We start from the raw sequence: 17,811 nt of genomic DNA, 5'->3' as shown, positions 1-17,811 counted from the left end.
CAAGGAGGATATCTATGGGTTCTACATTCATGGGACTAGAAACGGCAAAAAGAGGAATCACAGCCCAGCGTGCAGGGCTTTATGTCACATCAAACAACGTATCCAATGCAAATACTGATGGCTATTCAAGACAGAGAGTTACCTTTAAAGCAGAGAATCCTTACCCAGTGATTTCTGTTTATGATGGCAAGACATATGGCCAAATGGGGACAGGTGTCCAAGTTGGAACTGTTGAAAGAATTCGAGACAGCTTTTTAGATCTTCAGTATAGAGATCATAACAATAACTTGTCTTATTATGCGACGAAGTCTGATGCTCTTTCACAAATGGAAGGAGTGATGAATGATTTAACAGATGAAGGCTTGAATAGAGCCTTTGATAATCTCTGGAAATCATTACAAGTCTTATCAGAATCGAAAAATGCTGATACTGCTTCAGCCCGTACAGTTGTTAAGACAAGTGCTCAGGCTTTAGTAGATCAATTCCGCCTGCTAAATTCTTCTTTAACAACGATACAAAAGAATTTAAAAACTGAACTCGATTCAACGGCAAAAAATGTGAACACCCTATTAACTCAAATTGATGAAGTGAATAAACAGATTGCAACCGTTGAGCCAAATGGTTATCTTCCCAATGATCTTTATGATACGCGCGACGCTCTTATAGATCAGCTTTCCTCACTTGTTGATATTAAAGTGAGCTACAACCCTTCTGGAGGAAATGCTCTGGAAATTGCTGAAGGAACCGTTAACATCGACATTATCGGTGCTAATGGACAATCTGCTGGAACGATTTTAAATGGCATTACTAATGAAAAATCTGAATTGCAACTTTCCTATGATAATACGACAGGACTTGTTAACTCACTCCAATTTGGAACGACAACCATCGCAGCTGATCAATTACAAGTGAATGGTAAAGTAAAAGCACTTGTTGAGGCGTATGGCTACATGTCTAATGGAGATGAAAAAGGCATGTACCCGGATATGCTTGCTGAGCTGGATGAAGTAGCAAAAGTATTTATGGATGCTTTTAACGATGTCCATAAGCAAGGGTACACGTTAAATGGCACAAGTGGACAAGACTTTTTCGATATTGAGAATAACAATGATTTGAATAAAGGCTTGGCAGCCCGTATCAAAGTGAGTGACGTGATTTTAGCATCGACAGATAACATTGCTGCATCTCTTAATCAAACGCAAGGTGATGGTTCGAATGCTACGAAATTAGCCAATATTCAAAATTTAAAGCTTGCAATCGGCGGCAATACCACAACGATTCAGGATTACTATCAGAATGTCATTGCTGAAATGGGGATACAAGCTAAAAAGAACATGACCCTTGAAAGCAGTTCAGCAGCTCTTGTGAATTCAGCCAATGAACGCAGGATGTCAACTAGTGCTGTATCTATTGATGAAGAAATGACGAACATGATCCAATTCCAGCATGCGTATAATGCAGCAGCAAGAATTATGACGATGCAAGACGAAGTATTAGATAAAATAATAAACGGCATGGGAGTCGTAGGAAGGTAGGGTAACTGATGCGAGTCACGCAAAGTATGATTTCTCAAAATTCACTTCGAAATATTAGTAAAAGTTATGAAAAACTCTCTAAAATTAATGAGCAGGCACAATCTGGAAAACGTTTCACAAAAACGTCTGATGATCCTGTGGCAGCAGTGAAAAGTCTTCAATATAGTACAGCCATGTTTCGAAATGAGCAATACCAAACTAATTTAAATGAGGCACGAAACTGGATTGATACATCTGAAACAAGTGTCACTGAAATAATTGATATCATGTCAAATATACGAGATAAAGTACTCGATGCGGCCAATGGAACAAAACAGCCAGAAGATTTAGCTGCTATCGGAGTGGAAATTGGTCAGATGAAGAATCAAATCATTGATGCAATGAACACGCAGATGTTAGGTAAGTTTGTTTTTAATGGGACGAATACCAATGTTAAACCAGTTGTAGAGAATGCAGATGGTACGTTTACATTTAACTTTGAAAACTATACAGATGCAAACGTGGTTCAGTCGAACATTTCTGATGGAATCACATTAAATGTGAATTCAAATCCTCTTTCAGCTTTTGGTGGGCAATCTGCCAGTGGTCAAAATGTCATTGAAATGCTGACTGATTTAGAAAACTCATTAAAAAATGGAACGTTTACAAATTCAGATGATGCATTAGGAAATATCGATCAGTTTAAAGAAGTGATGAGTGCTGAGCGTTCAGATCTTGGGGCTAGATCCAATCGTATCGACTTAGTCGGGAGCCGTTTGACTTCGCAATTTGAAGTGCTGAAAAAGGCTAAATCAGATGCCGAAGATGTAGAAAGTGAAAAAGCCATTCTTGATCTTCTTCAACAAGAGACTGTGAATAGAGCTGCTTTAGCGACGACAGCTAAAGTGATTCAGCCATCCCTTGTCGATTTCTTAAGATAAGAAAGAGCATCCGTTGGGTGCTTTTTTGCATCATGGAGGTGAACCTATGCAAATCCCTAGATTGTTAATGGAGCAAACTTATGCAAAGCTGCAAATGTCGACAACCCCTTCCAAGCAAGAAGTAGAGCAGCCAAGAGCGGATCTTGACATTCAGCAGCCAAGAGCTGTCATGAATATCACAAGGACACCGTCGAAATTAACCATAGATCAAACCGAGGCATTTGCCGATATGGATATTAAGTCGATTTTTAGGCGTTCAGAGGAATGGGCGGCTGAGGGGAAACGTGCGATTGGAGAAGGAATGGGGCGTAGAGCGGAAGAAGGAAGTGAACTCATCAAGATCGAGAATGGTGGGAATGCGATTGCTGAGTTTGCGAAAATCAACGGCAGTCCTCCAGCAAAACAATTCAACATCGGTGTGATTCCTTCATTTTTTAGTGTGAAAATTCATTATGAGCCATCTGAACTTAAAATTGATGTGGAGCCGCAAAAAGCTATTATAGAGGCAACACCTCATAAACCAATTGTTAACTACCAGCCAGGTAAAGTTCATATTGATATGTTACAATACCCAGAATTAAAAATAGAAGTTGACGAAACAGGTCAAAATGGTGATAAGGTATAGTTAAGAAAAATGAAAAAGGTCGTGAATTATGATCATTCAAACAAAATACCATGGCGAAGTGACGATTAAAGAGGAGCAAATCATTCACTTCTCTAATGGGATACCAGGATTTCTGGATCAAAAACAATTTGTCATTTTACCTTTATCAGAAGAATCCCCATTTTTAGTTCTCCAATCTTTGGAAAATACAGAACTAGGCTTTATTGTCAGCAGCCCATTTTTGTTCTTCAATCAATATGAATTTGACTTAGAAGAATCGGTTGTAGACATTCTTGGGGTAGAAGATGCCAATGATGTGGAAGTCATGGTTATTTTAACAATGGGATCTTCTATTGAAAAAACGACAGCCAATTTAAGAGCGCCTATTATTGTGAATCGGAAAAACATGAAAGCCAAGCAGGTCATTTTGCATGATTCAGCCTATCATACAAAACATTTGCTAGAGGTGGCTTCCTCATGTTAGTTCTATCTCGTAAATTAAATCAATCGATTCAAATAGGCGACGATATTGAAGTTAAAATTATTGCGATTGAAGGCGACCAAGTAAAAGTCGGAATTGAGGCTCCTAAGCATATTGATATTCACAGGAAGGAAGTATACCTGTCTATTCAAGAAGAAAACAGCCGTGCTGCTAGCTTGTCCTTTGATCTACTTTCTCAATTATCCTCACAAAAAAAGTGAGGATTTTTTTATCCTATTTGTCTATCCTCCTCCGTGTGAAACCGTAGAAGTACATCATCTATATGAAACTTTAACAAATCGGGCCATCTATATTTAATTTAATAATTCAAAGCCGATATAAAAGATAGATCAAAGCACAGGAGCTGAATAACTATGTCTGTTGGTAAGTTGACTTCGCTAGAGCCACTGATTGATGCATTTCAAACCCGTGTTACGAATCATCAAAATGACAATGCAAACACTGATTTACAAGCAAATGGAAAAGTCGTTTCAAAAGAAGAAATTGAGAAAACGCTTCAAGGAGCAAATAAGCTGATTGAACCTACTCAATTTCATCTTCAATTTGAATTGCATGAAAAACTCAATGAATATTATGTCAAAGTCGTAGATAACCAAACCGAAGAAGTCATTAGAGAGATTCCTTCCAAAGAATGGCTTGATTTCTATGCGGCAATGACAGAGATTGTCGGTTTATTTGTCGATAAAAGAATGTAATTGAAGGGAGAACATAAACCATGGTTAATCGAATTACTGGATTTTCTAATGTATTTGATATTGATGAAATCGTCTCAAAGTTAATGAAAACTGAGCAAGCACCTCTTGATAAAATGACACGTCAGAAACAAACACTTGAATGGCAAAGAGACAGCTATCGCGAGGTCAATTCAAAGGTCAAAGAATTAGATGATCTCATTGCCAAACTAAATTTAACATATCCGAGTACTTATGGCGCAAAAAAGGTCACTAGCTCCAATGAATCTGCTGTCACAGCAACTGGCTCAACAAATGCTACCTCTGGCTCGATTAATGTGACCCAACTAGCGACAGCATCCGTATTCAAATCTTCTAGTCCATCTGGATTTACTGCTTCAAACGGTACGTTTACGTTTGAGGTGACGACACCAGATTCTACAACACCTAAAACAGTTACCATTAATACAACTGATACAGATACCCTTGATTCAATCGTGTCAAAATTGAACAACGCTCAACTAGGTGTCACGGCTTATAAAGGCCAGATCTTTGATGGAACCAACTACGTAGATACGATCGCTCTGACTTCGCGTACGACTGGTGAAGGTGTCAGTATTAAGGCAGCAGATGGCAATTCTGCTTCATTTTTAACGCAATTAGGATTCCAAGTGGATGGAGATAATAAATTAGTTGCGACTACTCAAGGGCAGAAAGCGCAATACGAAATTAATGGTCTCAAAATGGAAAATAACAATAATACCTTCACGCAGGCTGGTATCACATATGAACTTAAAGGAACAACAGATAAGCCTGTCAGTTTGAACGTTTCAACAGATGTCGATGCCATCTTTGATAAAATCAAACAATTCGTTGATAAATACAATGAACTTGTTGAAGAGATCAATGGTAAAGTCAATGAAAAAAGAAATAGAGACTACTATCCATTAACAGCTGAAGAGAAAAAAGCCATGTCTGACAAAGAAGTCGAGCTATGGGAAACGACTGCGAAGTCAGGCTTGTTGAGAAGTGATTCAATTTTACGATCTGGTGCATCTAAATTAAGAAGTGATTTTTATGTTGATATTACGACAAGTGATGGGAATAAAATTCACATGACACAAATCGGAATTGCCACTTCAGATAAATATAAAGATGGCGGAAAGCTTGTCATTGATGAACCGAAGCTAAGAAAAGCTATTCAAGAAGACCCACAAAAGATTAGTCAAATATTTATGTCAGGTTCGCTAAATGTAGATTCAAAAGATAAAGATAAAGCGCAGCAGCAATATAAAGAACAAGGAATCATTCATCGTATCAAAAATTCCTTATCAGCCTTCTCGAAGAGCATTCAGACAAAGGCTGGTAGCACAACGATGGCATCAAAAGAATACGGACTTGGTAAGGACCTTGATTCTTTGACCGAACGAATGAGTACATTCCAAGATCGTTTAAAAATGGTGGAAGCTCGTTACTACAAAAAGTTTAACGCCATGGATAGTGCGATTCAAAAGCTAAACAACCAATCTGGCTATCTTTCTCAACTGCTTGGACAATAATTGGAGGTTTATAACATATGGCAATTCAGAACCCTTATGCCGCCTATCAGAAAAATTCTATTGAGACCGCAACACCGGCCGAGTTAACGCTTATGCTTTATGAAGGATGCTTAAAGTTTATTAGACTAGCAAAGCATGGCATTCAAAAAGAAGATGCTGAAATGAGAAACTTGAACCTGAAAAAGGCTCAAAACATCATCCAAGAATTAAATGTCACCTTAAATCGTACGTATGATGTATCAAAGAGCATGGCAAGTATGTATGACTACATCTATCGAAGACTGATTGAAGCCAATCTGCAAAATGACGAAGAGATTCTGAATGAAGTAGAGCAATATGTGACTGATTTCCGAGATGCTTGGAAGGAAGTCATTCAAACCGATCGAAAAGGGCGTCACCACTCTATTGGGGGATCTCTATGAGTATTGTGGACCAACTGCACGACCAAACGTTAAAAATGGCAGCGGAAATAGAGACCAATCCGCAAAGCGAAACACTCGTTGAAGACTTTGATGCTTTTTTAGTTGAGAGAGACGAACTAATGAGAGACATTCAACATGAGCTTTCCGTTCAAGAAAAAGAGAAAATCAAAGAAATCATTCAAACAGATCAACTGATGGCCAAGCAATTAACGGAGATTCAAAATGGGATTAAGGCAGATATTCAAGCCATTCAACGTAAGAAAACAAAACAGCTGAATTATCAAAATCCGTATCAGCCCATGACAAGTGACGGCGTATACTACGATAAACGGAAATAAATAGGTGAGACCTGTGGCGTATCGTTCAGATGACTATATTTTATTAACCACATATTATGACCTTCTATATACGATAGAAGAGAGTCTAAAATATTTAGATGAAATTGAGAAGGATTTCGCTAAAACAGAAGGGGATCGGATCTTTAATGATCTGATCCATGCCTTCTTTCATTTAGAGACAACACACCCGCTTCTGCTTTCAATTATTGAAAGTGAGCACTTTGCCAAGACGATTCGATCGTTTGACCAAATTTTTTTAAGTTTCGATATACTAGCTTTCTATACATTCCCTTCAAATCACTTCCAGTCATTCCTTACATCATATTTTATACCTGAATATAGAAAGTGGATGGATGAAATACATGCCTGTATGAGGCCGTATGTCATTCATTAATTTTTGTTCAATTCAGACCATTCGGAGGAATTTATGAGACTAAAAAATCAATTTTTATTTGGGCTTATTGTCATATGTGTATTGTTTGTCAGTATTTTAGGATTTTCTAGCTTTATCTATTACAAAACAGATCAATCATATAAAGCACTCCTCACCAAAGAAGTAAAGCTGTACCAGACCTCACTGGAATTAGAGGCACTGCTGCAAAAGCAGGAAGCACAAATTAAAACGTATGTGGTTGTTCAGGATAGGAAAGTCTCACAAAATATTGAAGATACCTATGTTGATATTAATAAAAAAACAGGTGATGCTTTAAAACTGAGTACAGTCAAACAAGCAAAAAAATTGTTAGAAAAGATTTCTCAGAAGAATGAGCTTTATTATGAATCCACGAAAAGGCTATTTATCTCATTGAATACTAACAATCAAAAAGAATTCAACACCCGCCTCAGTCAAGAATTACAACCTATCGAACAAGAAATACATACCTTTACAAAAGAATTTGCTCAAACACAATTGAAACAGCGTGATCAAAAAATCAGTCAGCTCAATGAAGAAAGTAACCAATTATTGCTGACGCTCATTCTCGTTAGCGCAGCGATTATAGTCGGCTTTTTAGTCATTGGCACAAGGTTTGTTCATCGTATGACAAAACCGATTGTCTCTGTCACACATGCAGCAAGAAGAATGGCAGATGGTGACCTCACACTTGAAGAGATTGAAGTAACCTCTAAAAATGAAATTGGCCAGCTCGGTACGGCTTTTAACCAAATGACAGCTCATTTGCGTCAGCTCATCTTACAGGTGCAAAACGGGTCAAGGCAATTAGCTGATTCTGCTGCTCAATTTGAAGAAACCATCAGTCAAACCATTTCGGCTAGTGAACAGACGTCTAGCTCGATTGAACAGGTCAGTGAAGCTTCACGTGAACAATCTGATGCAGTAGGAAAAGTAGCTTCGGCGATTCAAGAAGTTTCGACTGGTATGCATAATGCGGCTGAACATACGTCTGATGTTTCGGGTCACTCAATTTCAGTGACTGAAAAGGCTGAAGAGGGCGCATCCCTCATTCAACAATTTGTGAAACAAATGAGTTCTATTAAGGAATCTGTGAATGAACATCATTCTACAATGGCCAATGTACAAGTACAGTTTACCGGTATTCAAGGCCTGCTGGGGAATATTCATGCCATTGCAGATCAGACAAATTTACTTGCTTTAAACGCAGCCATTGAAGCAGCAAGGGCTGGGGAACATGGACGAGGTTTTGCGGTTGTTGCAGATGAAGTCAGAAAGCTGGCGGAAGAATCAAGTCAGCTGACTGATCAAATTAGTCAGTTACTCGCCAACGTGAACAAAGATACTGAAAGATCGTCTCAATCTATGACGAAAGTGGAACGAGATGTAGCAGAAGGTGTGAAAGTATCGCAATTGTCTGAACAGAGCTTTCAAGAAATTCTGGAATCCATCCGTGATATCTCGATGAAAGCAGAGGAGCTTTCTGCCACGACAGAGCAAATCTCAGCTAGTACAGAAGAAATTTCTCAAACAGTTGGTGTGATAGAAGAAGGAGCCAAGCGAAATTCTGAGGAAACAGAGTACATGTCGGCGGCTGTTGAAGAATCACTAGCGGCGAATGAGGAAATGAAAGCAGCTGCGGAAGATTTAAAATCTTTGTCTCAATCACTGAAAACATCTATTTCATCTTTCAAGATTTAACAGCGCCATGGTCTTTTTCAAGAATCAATCGAATATATATTCATCACCTATCAAGTAAAAGCTGAAGCACCGCAGGATTCGACAAATTTCAATAAAAATTCACATTTTTTTTACGTTTGAGCAGGAGAAAAGGAGGGAAAAGTAGAAATAAGTTTACATATCCTTAATTTTAAAGGAGGCGTTCTTTACATGAATTACAATGTCCGAGGAGAAAACATCGAAGTAACACCTGCACTAAGAGATCATGTCGAGAAAAAAATTGGAAAGTTGGAGCGTTATTTTGAGTCAGATGTTGATGCTTCAGTCAACGTGAACTTGAAATTTTACAACGATCAAGAATCTAAAGTTGAGGTTACCATTCCAATGACTGATCTAGCACTTCGAGCAGAGGTGCATAATGAGGATATGTACAATGCAGTAGACCTAGCAACCAGTAAATTAGAACGTCAAATTAGAAAACATAAAACGAAAGTGAACCGTAAATTCCGTGAGCAAGGTGCGAAAAAGCATTTATTTGCTGGAGGAAACGGTGCTTCCGAAGTAGCAGTTCAAGATGACGAAGAAATTGATGAAACAGAAATCGTCAGACAAAAACGCTTCAATCTAAAACCAATGGATAGCGAAGAGGCCATTCTCCAAATGAACATGTTAGGTCACAGTTTCTTTGTCTTCACAAATGCTGAGACAAATTTGACCAATGTGGTATACCGCCGAAATGACGGTAAATACGGACTCATTGAGCCGAACGCTTAATCATTCGTTCCTTTTGATCCGAAAATGACCTAAAAAAAAGTAAACCCGTTCCCTTCATAAGGGGCGGGTTTTTTGTGCTAAATCATTGCAAATTCTTTGGAAATCAAGGAAGGTATGGTATGATAAATGCAGGTAAATATGGACCTGTCAAACTTTTGGACATGCCGAAAAATTGCATGAAATAGAGGAGCGTTATTATATGCTTGGAATCTTAAACAAAGTGTTTGATCCTACGAAACGTACGATCAGCCGATATGAAAAAAAGGCAAATGAAATCGAAGCTCTCGCTCAAGATTTCGAGAAATTATCTGACGAGGCTTTACGAAATAAAACGATCGAATTTAAAGAAAAACTTGAAAAAGGACAATCTGTAGACGACCTTTTGGTTGAAGCATTTGCAACGGTTCGTGAGGCTTCCCGCCGCGTGACAGGAATGTTCCCATTTAAGGTGCAGCTCATGGGGGGGATCGCCCTACATGAAGGGAATATCTCTGAGATGAAAACAGGTGAAGGGAAAACGTTGACATCAACGATGCCTGTTTATTTGAATGCTCTTTCTGGAAAAGGCGTCCACATTGTGACAGTCAACGAATATTTGGCAAGCCGTGATGCAGAGGAAATGGGCAAGATTTTCGAATTTCTTGGATTAACGGTTGGCTTGAACTTAAACAGTTTAGACAAAGATGAAAAAAGAGAAGCGTACGCTGCTGATATCACGTATTCAACAAACAATGAGCTTGGCTTTGATTATTTACGAGATAACATGGTGCTGTATAAAGAGCAAATGGTTCAAAGACCACTTCATTATGCCGTCATCGATGAAGTTGACTCCATCTTAATTGATGAAGCGAGAACACCTCTTATTATTTCTGGACAAGCTGCAAAATCGACGAAACTTTACGTACAAGCAAATGCCTTTGTTCGTACGTTAAAAATAGAAGACGATTTCACTTATGATATTAAAACAAAAAGTGTACAGCTGACTGAAAGCGGAATGACGAAGGCGGAAAAAGCATTCGGCATTGAGAACTTGTTTGATGTCAAACATGTCGCTCTTAACCACCATATCGCGCAGGCTCTTAAGGCACATGTTGCGATGCAAAAAGACGTTGATTATGTTGTGGAAGATGGTCAAGTCGTCATCGTTGACTCCTTCACAGGACGTTTAATGAAAGGACGTCGCTATAGTGAAGGTCTGCACCAAGCCATTGAAGCAAAAGAAGGTCTTGAAGTGCAGAATGAAAGCATGACACTTGCAACCATTACGTTCCAGAACTACTTCCGTATGTATGAAAAGCTATCTGGTATGACAGGTACAGCGAAAACGGAAGAAGAGGAATTCCGTAACATTTACAATATGCAGGTTGTCACAATCCCAACCAATAAACCGGTTGTGCGTGATGACAGACCTGATTTAATTTACCGCACGATGGATGGCAAATTTAAAGCAGTAGCTGAAGACGTCGCACAGCGTTATATGACAGGACAGCCGGTCCTTGTCGGAACTGTTGCGGTTGAGACATCTGAATTAATTTCAAAACTGCTTAAAAATAAAGGCATCCCACATCAAGTGTTAAACGCGAAAAACCATGAGCGTGAAGCACAAATTATTGAGGAAGCTGGACAAAAAGGTGCCGTCACAATTGCGACAAACATGGCGGGACGTGGAACAGACATCAAGCTTGGCGAAGGTGTGAAAGAACTAGGCGGTCTTGCTGTTATTGGGACAGAGCGTCATGAATCACGCCGTATTGATAACCAGCTCCGTGGTCGTTCTGGTCGTCAAGGAGACCCAGGGATTACTCAATTCTATCTCTCGATGGAAGATGAATTGATGCGCCGATTTGGTGCAGAGCGGACAATGGCGATGCTTGATCGCTTCGGTATGGATGACTCTACTCCAATTCAAAGTAAAATGGTTTCAAAAGCTGTTGAATCTTCTCAAAAACGTGTTGAGGGGAATAACTTTGATTCCCGTAAGCAGCTTCTGCAATATGATGATGTTCTTCGTCAACAGCGTGAAGTCATTTACAAACAGCGTTTTGAAGTCATCGATTCTGATAACTTGAAATCGATTGTGATCAATATGATTCAATCGTCTATTGAGCGGGCTGTTGGATCTTACACGCCGAAAGAAGAACTTCCAGAAGAATGGAAACTAGATGGTCTTGTTGAATTAATTAACACGAACTATTTAGATGAAGGTGCCATTTCGGTCAAAGATATCTTCGGTAAAGAAGCAGATGAGATCACCGAATTCATCATGGAGCGGATTAAAGAGAAATATGATGCAAAAGAAGAGACATTTGGCGATGAACAAATGCGTGAATTTGAAAAAGTCATCGTTCTTCGTGCAGTAGATTCGAAGTGGATGGATCATATCGATGCAATGGATCAGCTGCGTCAAGGAATCCATTTACGTGCATATGCACAAACCAATCCGCTTCGTGAGTATCAAATGGAAGGATTTGCGATGTTTGAGCATATGGTCGCTTCAATTGAAGATGACGTCGCTAAATATGTGCTAAAATCAGAAATCCAAAACAACCTAGAACGTGAAGAAGTCGTTCAAGGACAAACAACTGCTCATCAGCCTCAAGAAGGCGATGAGGAGAAAACAGTGAAGAAAAAGCCGGTGCGTAAAGTAGTGGATATCGGAAGAAACTCACCATGTCACTGCGGAAGCGGCAAGAAATATAAAAATTGTCATGGGAAGACAGAATAAGTAATGGAAAGAGGTGAAAACCTCTTTCTATTCATGTCAGCCCCCATACATCTATGAGGTGAAGGATATGGAATTAGTAGAAATTAGACAAGAGCTTGAAAATATGGCTAGCAGGCTAGCTGATTTTAGGGGGTCTCTTTGACCTCGATACAAAAGAAGCGAAAATTGCAGAGCTTGAGGCCACGATGTCAGAGGCTGACTTTTGGAATGACCAGCAAAAAGCGCAAGGTGTCATTAATGAAGCCAATGCACTGAAGGATTATGTGAATACATATCATGAGCTCAGTGAATCTCATGATGAGCTGCAAATGACGCATGATTTATTAAAAGAAGACTACGATGAGGATCTTCATGCAGAACTTGAAAAAGAACTGAAGAACTTAACAAAACAATTTAACGAGTTTGAATTGCAGCTTCTTTTAAGTGAACCGTATGACAAAAACAATGCCATTCTTGAGCTTCACCCGGGTGCAGGTGGAACGGAATCACAGGACTGGGGATCGATGCTCCTCAGAATGTATACCCGCTGGGCAGAGCGCAGAGGCTTTAAGGTCGAAACACTTGATTATCTTCCTGGTGATGAAGCAGGAATTAAGTCTGTGACATTACTGATTAAAGGACATAACGCTTACGGTTACTTAAAAGCAGAAAAAGGTGTCCATCGTTTAGTCCGTATTTCTCCATTTGATTCATCTGGCCGTAGACATACATCTTTCGTTTCCTGTGATGTCATGCCAGAATTTAATGAAGAAATTGATATCGATATTCGTACAGAGGATATTAAGGTGGATACGTATCGTGCAAGTGGTGCAGGGGGGCAGCACGTCAATACGACGGACTCTGCGGTTCGTATCACACACATCCCAACAAATGTCGTCGTGACGTGCCAAACGGAAAGATCCCAAATCAAAAACAGAGAACGTGCAATGAAAATGCTGAAGTCTAAGCTTTATCAAAAACGGATCGAAGAACAACAGGCGGAATTGGATGAAATCAGAGGAGAACAGAAAGAAATTGGCTGGGGAAGCCAAATTCGCTCGTATGTTTTCCACCCATATTCTCTTGTGAAAGACCATCGTACCAACACGGAGATGGGAAATGTTCAAGCGGTGATGGATGGAGATTTAGATTCCTTTATCGATGCGTATTTACGTTCAAAATTATCATAAAAACTCGGCTTCTTGCCGGGTTTTTTTAATTGTGAGAAAATATAATGAATATAAAGGAATACATATACCATACTGACTCTATATCCTTTGTATGATGAAATTAGCAATTAAAGGGGGAAATAATTTGGGATTAAAACCATTACAAGAGACGTGGGATTTAGATGCCTTTTTTAAAGGAGGCAGTTCTTCATCAGAATTTATCACATACTTAGAGCATATACAGCAGCTATTAGATGAGTTACGACAAAAGGTAGATGCCTTTTCAAAAGAAGATACACAAATTGAAAAAAAGTTAACAGCTGTCCTTGAAACGTATGAAATCACATATAAAAAATTAGCACAAGCAGGTTCATTTGTATCTTGTCTACAATCTCAAAATACAAAGGATATGAAGGCGGGCAGCCTCCGGGGGTCCATTGCCAAGCTGGAAGCTGAATTAGGAACCATTCTAGCCGGGTTTGATCAATCACTTGCTGAGATTCCTACTAGCCAGTGGGAAGAACTAATGGATTCAGCCGCTTTTTCAGATGTTTGTTACATATTAAATGAACGAAGAGAACATGTAAAAGATCAACTGCCTGTTGAACAGGAAACACTCATTCAAAAACTAGCAGTAGATGGGTATCATGCGTGGGATGAACTTTATTCTAGCTTGGTGAACAAAATTACCATTCCATTTGAGCAAAATGGTGAAACACAAATGATTTCTGTAGGCCAAGCAGAAAATGCGATGGATGATTCAGACCGTGAAGTGAGAAAAGCCGTCTATCATAATTTAGAACATGCATGGACACAGGATGAACATTTGTTTGCAAGCACACTCAATCATCTCGCTGGTTTTCGTCTACAAGTATATGAAGCAAGAGGATGGGATCATATATTAAAAGAGCCCCTTGATATTTGCCGGATGAAACAAGAGACGCTCGATACAATGTGGTCTGTCATTGATGAACGTAAGCAGCCATTCATTGATTATTTACAACGTAAAGCTGACATGCTTGGGGTTGATAAACTAAGCTGGTTTGATGTGGGAGCGCCTATTGGAAGTGAGACAAAAACCTATTCTTATCAAGACGCAGCCGCTTTTATTATCAAGCATTTCGCAGGGTTTGGAAAAGAGCTTGCTGCTTTTACTGAAAAAGCTTTTAATGAACGCTGGGTAGAAGCTGAGAATCGCCCAAACAAACGAGTGGGCGGTTTCTGTACGAATTTCCCTGATAGCGGAGAATCACGTATTTTTATGACCTTCTCAGGGACTCCATCCAATGTAGCGACACTAGCACATGAGCTTGGTCATTCGTTCCATCAGGAAGTCATGCAGGATGTTCGGATGTTGAATCGTAAATATGCGATGAATGTAGCTGAAACTGCGTCTACATTCGCAGAAATGATTGTGGCAGATGCTTCATTAAAAGAGGCGGCCAATGAAGAAGAGCGTCTCAGTTTGCTAGAGGATAAGCTGCAGCGCAGTGTGGCATTCTTTATGAATATTCAATCACGCTTCTTATTTGAACAACGCTTTTATGAAGAGCGCAAACAAGGAGAAGTGCCAGCTGACCGCTTGAATGAGTTGATGGTAGAAGCACAGAAGGAAGCCTTTGGTGACTCTTTAGATGAATACCATCCGCATTTCTGGGCGTCTAAACTGCATTTCCATATTACAGGGGTCCCGTTTTATAACTTCCCTTACACCTTCGGGTACATGTTCTCTCTAGGTATTTACGCGAAAGCATTGCAGGCTGGGGCATCATTTGAAGAGAAATATATTGCGCTATTAAAAGATACAGCGTCAATGACTGTAGAAGATTTGGCATATAAGCACCTAGGTGTCGACCTGACTCAAAAAGCATTTTGGGAAGAGGCCATTTCACTGGCTGTGGCAGATGCTGAAGAGTTTTTAGAAGCGACGAAGGCATAAAAAATGAAAAGCTCCCATTACGGGAGCTTCAGCGTGTAGACAAACCCTCGCATTCGGTGTCAGTCCTGCGCTTCGGTGCTCACGAATGTCAGATTCGCTCCGCACCGATGCTCGTCCTTCCTAGGGCTGCAAAGATTTTCTATCACGCTGAAAAGAAGACAAAGGGCTAAAATCAAGTTCATTTTAGCCCTTTGTCAACAATCCTGCAGCTCCCATTACGGGAGCTTTTTTGCTGGTTTTAACCATTCCAGCATCGTCTGAACGATGTCTTTTTGTTGCGTGAGGACTGGAATGTCTGCAGGCTGATCCCCTTTTTGTTTGCCATACATGCCAAATTGAGCATGATTACCGCCTTTTATCTCATGGTACACCGTTTGAGAAGGTAGCTGCTTTTTCGATTTTTTGATTTTTTCTTGTGTCGCCAGCCCATCTTTTTCGCCTGAAATAGATAATACTTGCAAGGAAGCCTGTTTCAAATCATCTGATGCAGGATAGGAGGCAAGGAAAAAGAGGCCGTCCAGCTTGCTTTGATTTTTCTCTGCATACATAGCGGCAGCTGTCCCGCCTAGCGAATGTCCGCCAATGTACCAATGCTTGATGGCTGGATGACTTTTGAGGATATCCTCTGCCTTCTTCGTATTAAAAATCGCGAAGGAAAATGGCATGTCTGGGATAAAGACCGAATAGCCTTTCTTCATCAGCGCATTCCCTAGATAGGCATAAGCAAGAGGTTCAACTTTTGCCCCAGGATATAGAATGATGCCAGTATCGCTTTTTGATGCTTCAAATGAATATACCCCATTTTTATGATCGACTTGCTCAATCTTCATCTGCTTTTTTAACGCTTCCGATGGTCCATATGTAAAGCGGCTCCATGTATAGAAAGCACCAAAAGCTAAGATGATGAGTGCAAGTAATGTAATACCGGTGATCTTCAGTATTTTCTTCATCGTATGTCCCTTCTTTCTCATGTACATATTAAATATACCATCATTTACTCTTCTGCCAAACGGCAAGTACGCTGATCCGGCTGTGTGATAAAGTATTAATCCATTAGCACTGCATTTGGCTGTTATTTACAATCTGAATGAGAGGGCTTAAAATAGGTGTGCATTCAGAAGTAACGGAGGAAGAAAGACATGAAGCAGGAACATTCTCAACTTTGGATTGAAGTGAAAAATTATGTGCTTATTTTAATAGGATCAGCCATCGTGGCGGTTGGCTTTAATACGTTATTATTACCAAATCAGATTGCTGCTGGCGGTGTGAGTGGAATCAGTACCATTATGCAGTCATTCGGTTTTGAAGCTGCATATGTACAATGGGGTCTCAATATTCCGCTCTTTATCGCAGGCTTTTATTTATTAGGTGGAACATTTGGGATAAAAACGCTCGTTGGTTCTGTCTTTTTACCTTTAATGGTGTTCTTAACAAGACACATTGCTCCTGTCACCCATGAAGCACTGCTCGCCGCAATATTTGGCGGTGTAGTGATTGGGATCGGAATTGGGCTCGTTTTCCTCGGCAATGGTTCAACGGGAGGAACGGCACTTGCGGCCAAAATCATCAATAAATATACAGGGCTGACGTTAGGTACTTGTTTAGCGATGATGGACGGTTTGATTGTTTTGGCGGCCATGACTGTTTTTGGGATTGAAGAAGGACTGTACGCTGTGATCGGTGTGTTCATTTCTAGCAAGACGATTGATGTCGTACAGGCTGGCTTTAGTCACTCGAAGATGGCCATGATTATTACGGGCCATGAGGATGAGGTCAGACAGGCGGTGTTTGATCAAATTGATCGTGGTGTAACGAAGATTTCAGCAGTAGGTGGGTACACCGACCATGACCGGCCTATTTTAATGTGTGTTGTAGGGCAGTCACAATTCACAAAGTTGAAACAAGTGGTAAAAGCGATCGATGCATCAGCGTTTGTCATCGTCATGGATGCAAAAGAGGTGCTTGGTGAGGGTTTTAAAAGGGCGTAAACAAGGATATAATAACGTTGACCAAATGATTGTAGGGGAGGGAAATACATGAAAAAGAGCGGATTAACGCTTCTTTTTGTCGCTATGCTTTTTGTACTTGCGGCCTGTGGAGGAAATTCAAGTAGCAGTGACAAAGAAGGCAGTAAAAGTGCTTCAAGTGTGAGCAGTGGTGAAGAGATTTATCAGCAAAACTGTATTGGCTGTCATGGAAAAGACTTATCTGGCGGAGGCGGCCCAAGCCTGAAAGAAGTCGGGAAGAAATATAATGAAAGCCAAATTGCAGATATTGCCCAGAACGGTAAAGGATCTATGCCAAGCGGAATGGTAGATGAAAAACAAGCAAAAGAAGTCGCCAAATGGCTTGCAGAGAAAAAATAAAACCTTTGTCTAATCGACAAGGTTTTTTTATTTTCTATTTGTAGAAAAAGACTTTTGGATAGTATGAAAACGTATTATATTAAATTTTATTTAAAAAATAAGGGTAAAAAGACATGTTTTTCGGTTTTGGTTGCTCTATTTACCTTTTATTTATAAGTTTTGAAATATAAATGTAATACCATTGCGTCGATTCATGACGTATAATTGGAGTTGTTG

At 39.8% G+C, this 17,811-nt stretch carries 18 protein-coding genes; 17 read left to right on the top strand and 1 reads right to left on the bottom strand.

What is annotated here, in order from left to right; all coding sequences use genetic code 11:
* Positions 1-14 precede the first annotated feature (14 nt).
* From flgK to LCD34_RS07620, 15 genes are all read left to right on the top strand, one after another.
* Positions 15-1,535, top strand: coding sequence for a flagellar hook-associated protein FlgK (gene flgK, locus LCD34_RS07690; protein WP_224558741.1), 1,521 nt, complete (start codon positions 15-17; stop codon positions 1,533-1,535).
* An 8-nt stretch (positions 1,536-1,543) separates the two neighbouring features.
* A complete protein-coding gene (gene flgL / locus LCD34_RS07685; RefSeq protein WP_008348257.1) occupies positions 1,544-2,455 on the top strand; it encodes a flagellar hook-associated protein FlgL in 912 nt (303 codons plus the stop codon).
* 46 nt (positions 2,456-2,501) lie between these two features.
* Positions 2,502-3,080 (top strand): DUF6470 family protein, encoded by a 579-nt coding sequence (locus tag LCD34_RS07680; protein ID WP_047945621.1) that lies wholly within the window; start codon positions 2,502-2,504, stop codon positions 3,078-3,080.
* Positions 3,081-3,108: 28 nt separating this feature from the next.
* Entirely contained in the window at positions 3,109-3,543 is a 435-nt protein-coding gene (fliW, locus tag LCD34_RS07675; RefSeq protein WP_148779771.1) for a flagellar assembly protein FliW, read from the top strand.
* Positions 3,537-3,761 (top strand): carbon storage regulator CsrA, encoded by a 225-nt coding sequence (gene csrA, locus LCD34_RS07670; RefSeq protein ID WP_008348252.1) that lies wholly within the window; start codon positions 3,537-3,539, stop codon positions 3,759-3,761. The genes fliW and csrA overlap by 7 nt, the downstream gene beginning before the upstream one ends.
* A 153-nt stretch (positions 3,762-3,914) precedes the next feature.
* Positions 3,915-4,256, top strand: a complete 342-nt coding sequence (gene flaG / locus LCD34_RS07665) for a flagellar protein FlaG (RefSeq protein WP_007499987.1) — start codon at positions 3,915-3,917, stop codon at positions 4,254-4,256.
* Positions 4,257-4,276: 20 nt separating this feature from the next.
* Positions 4,277-5,791 (top strand): flagellar hook-associated protein 2, encoded by a 1,515-nt coding sequence (locus tag LCD34_RS07660; protein ID WP_148779770.1) that lies wholly within the window; start codon positions 4,277-4,279, stop codon positions 5,789-5,791.
* A 17-nt stretch (positions 5,792-5,808) separates the two neighbouring features.
* Positions 5,809-6,213 carry a flagellar export chaperone FliS gene (fliS, locus tag LCD34_RS07655; RefSeq protein WP_008348247.1) on the top strand — a complete coding sequence of 135 codons (405 nt, stop codon included), beginning with the start codon at positions 5,809-5,811 and terminating at the stop codon, positions 6,211-6,213.
* A complete protein-coding gene (locus LCD34_RS07650) occupies positions 6,210-6,551 on the top strand; it encodes a flagellar protein FliT (protein ID WP_224558740.1) in 342 nt (113 codons plus the stop codon). The genes fliS and LCD34_RS07650 overlap by 4 nt, the downstream gene beginning before the upstream one ends.
* A 13-nt stretch (positions 6,552-6,564) precedes the next feature.
* A complete protein-coding gene (locus LCD34_RS07645; protein ID WP_142156118.1) occupies positions 6,565-6,945 on the top strand; it encodes a hypothetical protein in 381 nt (126 codons plus the stop codon).
* A gap of 33 nt (positions 6,946-6,978) precedes the next feature.
* Positions 6,979-8,664 carry a methyl-accepting chemotaxis protein gene (locus LCD34_RS07640; RefSeq protein WP_224558739.1) on the top strand — a complete coding sequence of 562 codons (1,686 nt, stop codon included), beginning with the start codon at positions 6,979-6,981 and terminating at the stop codon, positions 8,662-8,664.
* Between the two features lie 189 nt (positions 8,665-8,853).
* Positions 8,854-9,417: a ribosome hibernation-promoting factor, HPF/YfiA family gene (gene hpf / locus LCD34_RS07635; protein ID WP_007499992.1), complete on the top strand. Its 564-nt coding sequence runs from the start codon at positions 8,854-8,856 to the stop codon at positions 9,415-9,417.
* Between the two features lie 199 nt (positions 9,418-9,616).
* Entirely contained in the window at positions 9,617-12,142 is a 2,526-nt protein-coding gene (secA, locus tag LCD34_RS07630) for a preprotein translocase subunit SecA (protein WP_035701569.1), read from the top strand.
* A gap of 67 nt (positions 12,143-12,209) precedes the next feature.
* A protein-coding gene (gene prfB / locus LCD34_RS07625) for a peptide chain release factor 2 (protein ID WP_098680723.1) occupies positions 12,210-13,311 on the top strand; the annotation gives its coding sequence in 2 pieces (ribosomal slippage) (positions 12,210-12,281 and positions 12,283-13,311; 1,101 coding nt in all).
* A 124-nt stretch (positions 13,312-13,435) separates the two neighbouring features.
* Positions 13,436-15,229 (top strand): M3 family oligoendopeptidase, encoded by a 1,794-nt coding sequence (locus LCD34_RS07620; protein ID WP_144625655.1) that lies wholly within the window; start codon positions 13,436-13,438, stop codon positions 15,227-15,229.
* A 215-nt stretch (positions 15,230-15,444) separates the two neighbouring features.
* On the opposite strand, the gene LCD34_RS07615 is transcribed toward LCD34_RS07620, so the two are convergent.
* Positions 15,445-16,179: an alpha/beta family hydrolase gene (locus LCD34_RS07615; RefSeq protein WP_039169771.1), complete on the bottom strand. Its 735-nt coding sequence runs from the start codon at positions 16,177-16,179 to the stop codon at positions 15,445-15,447.
* 189 nt (positions 16,180-16,368) lie between these two features.
* Between LCD34_RS07615 and LCD34_RS07610 the strand changes: the two genes are divergently transcribed.
* Together LCD34_RS07610 and cccB are read left to right on the top strand one after the other, a co-directional pair.
* Positions 16,369-17,217 carry a YitT family protein gene (locus tag LCD34_RS07610; protein ID WP_060781471.1) on the top strand — a complete coding sequence of 283 codons (849 nt, stop codon included), beginning with the start codon at positions 16,369-16,371 and terminating at the stop codon, positions 17,215-17,217.
* A gap of 48 nt (positions 17,218-17,265) precedes the next feature.
* Entirely contained in the window at positions 17,266-17,595 is a 330-nt protein-coding gene (gene cccB / locus LCD34_RS07605; RefSeq protein WP_008348231.1) for a cytochrome c551, read from the top strand.
* Positions 17,596-17,811 lie beyond the last annotated feature (216 nt).

Origin of the sequence: Bacillus sp. RAR_M1_44 (assembly GCF_020165935.1) — a bacterium.
Taxonomy (GTDB): Bacteria; Bacillota; Bacilli; order Bacillales; family Bacillaceae; genus Bacillus; species Bacillus altitudinis.
This window is presented reverse-complemented; position numbering and strand designations above follow the sequence as displayed.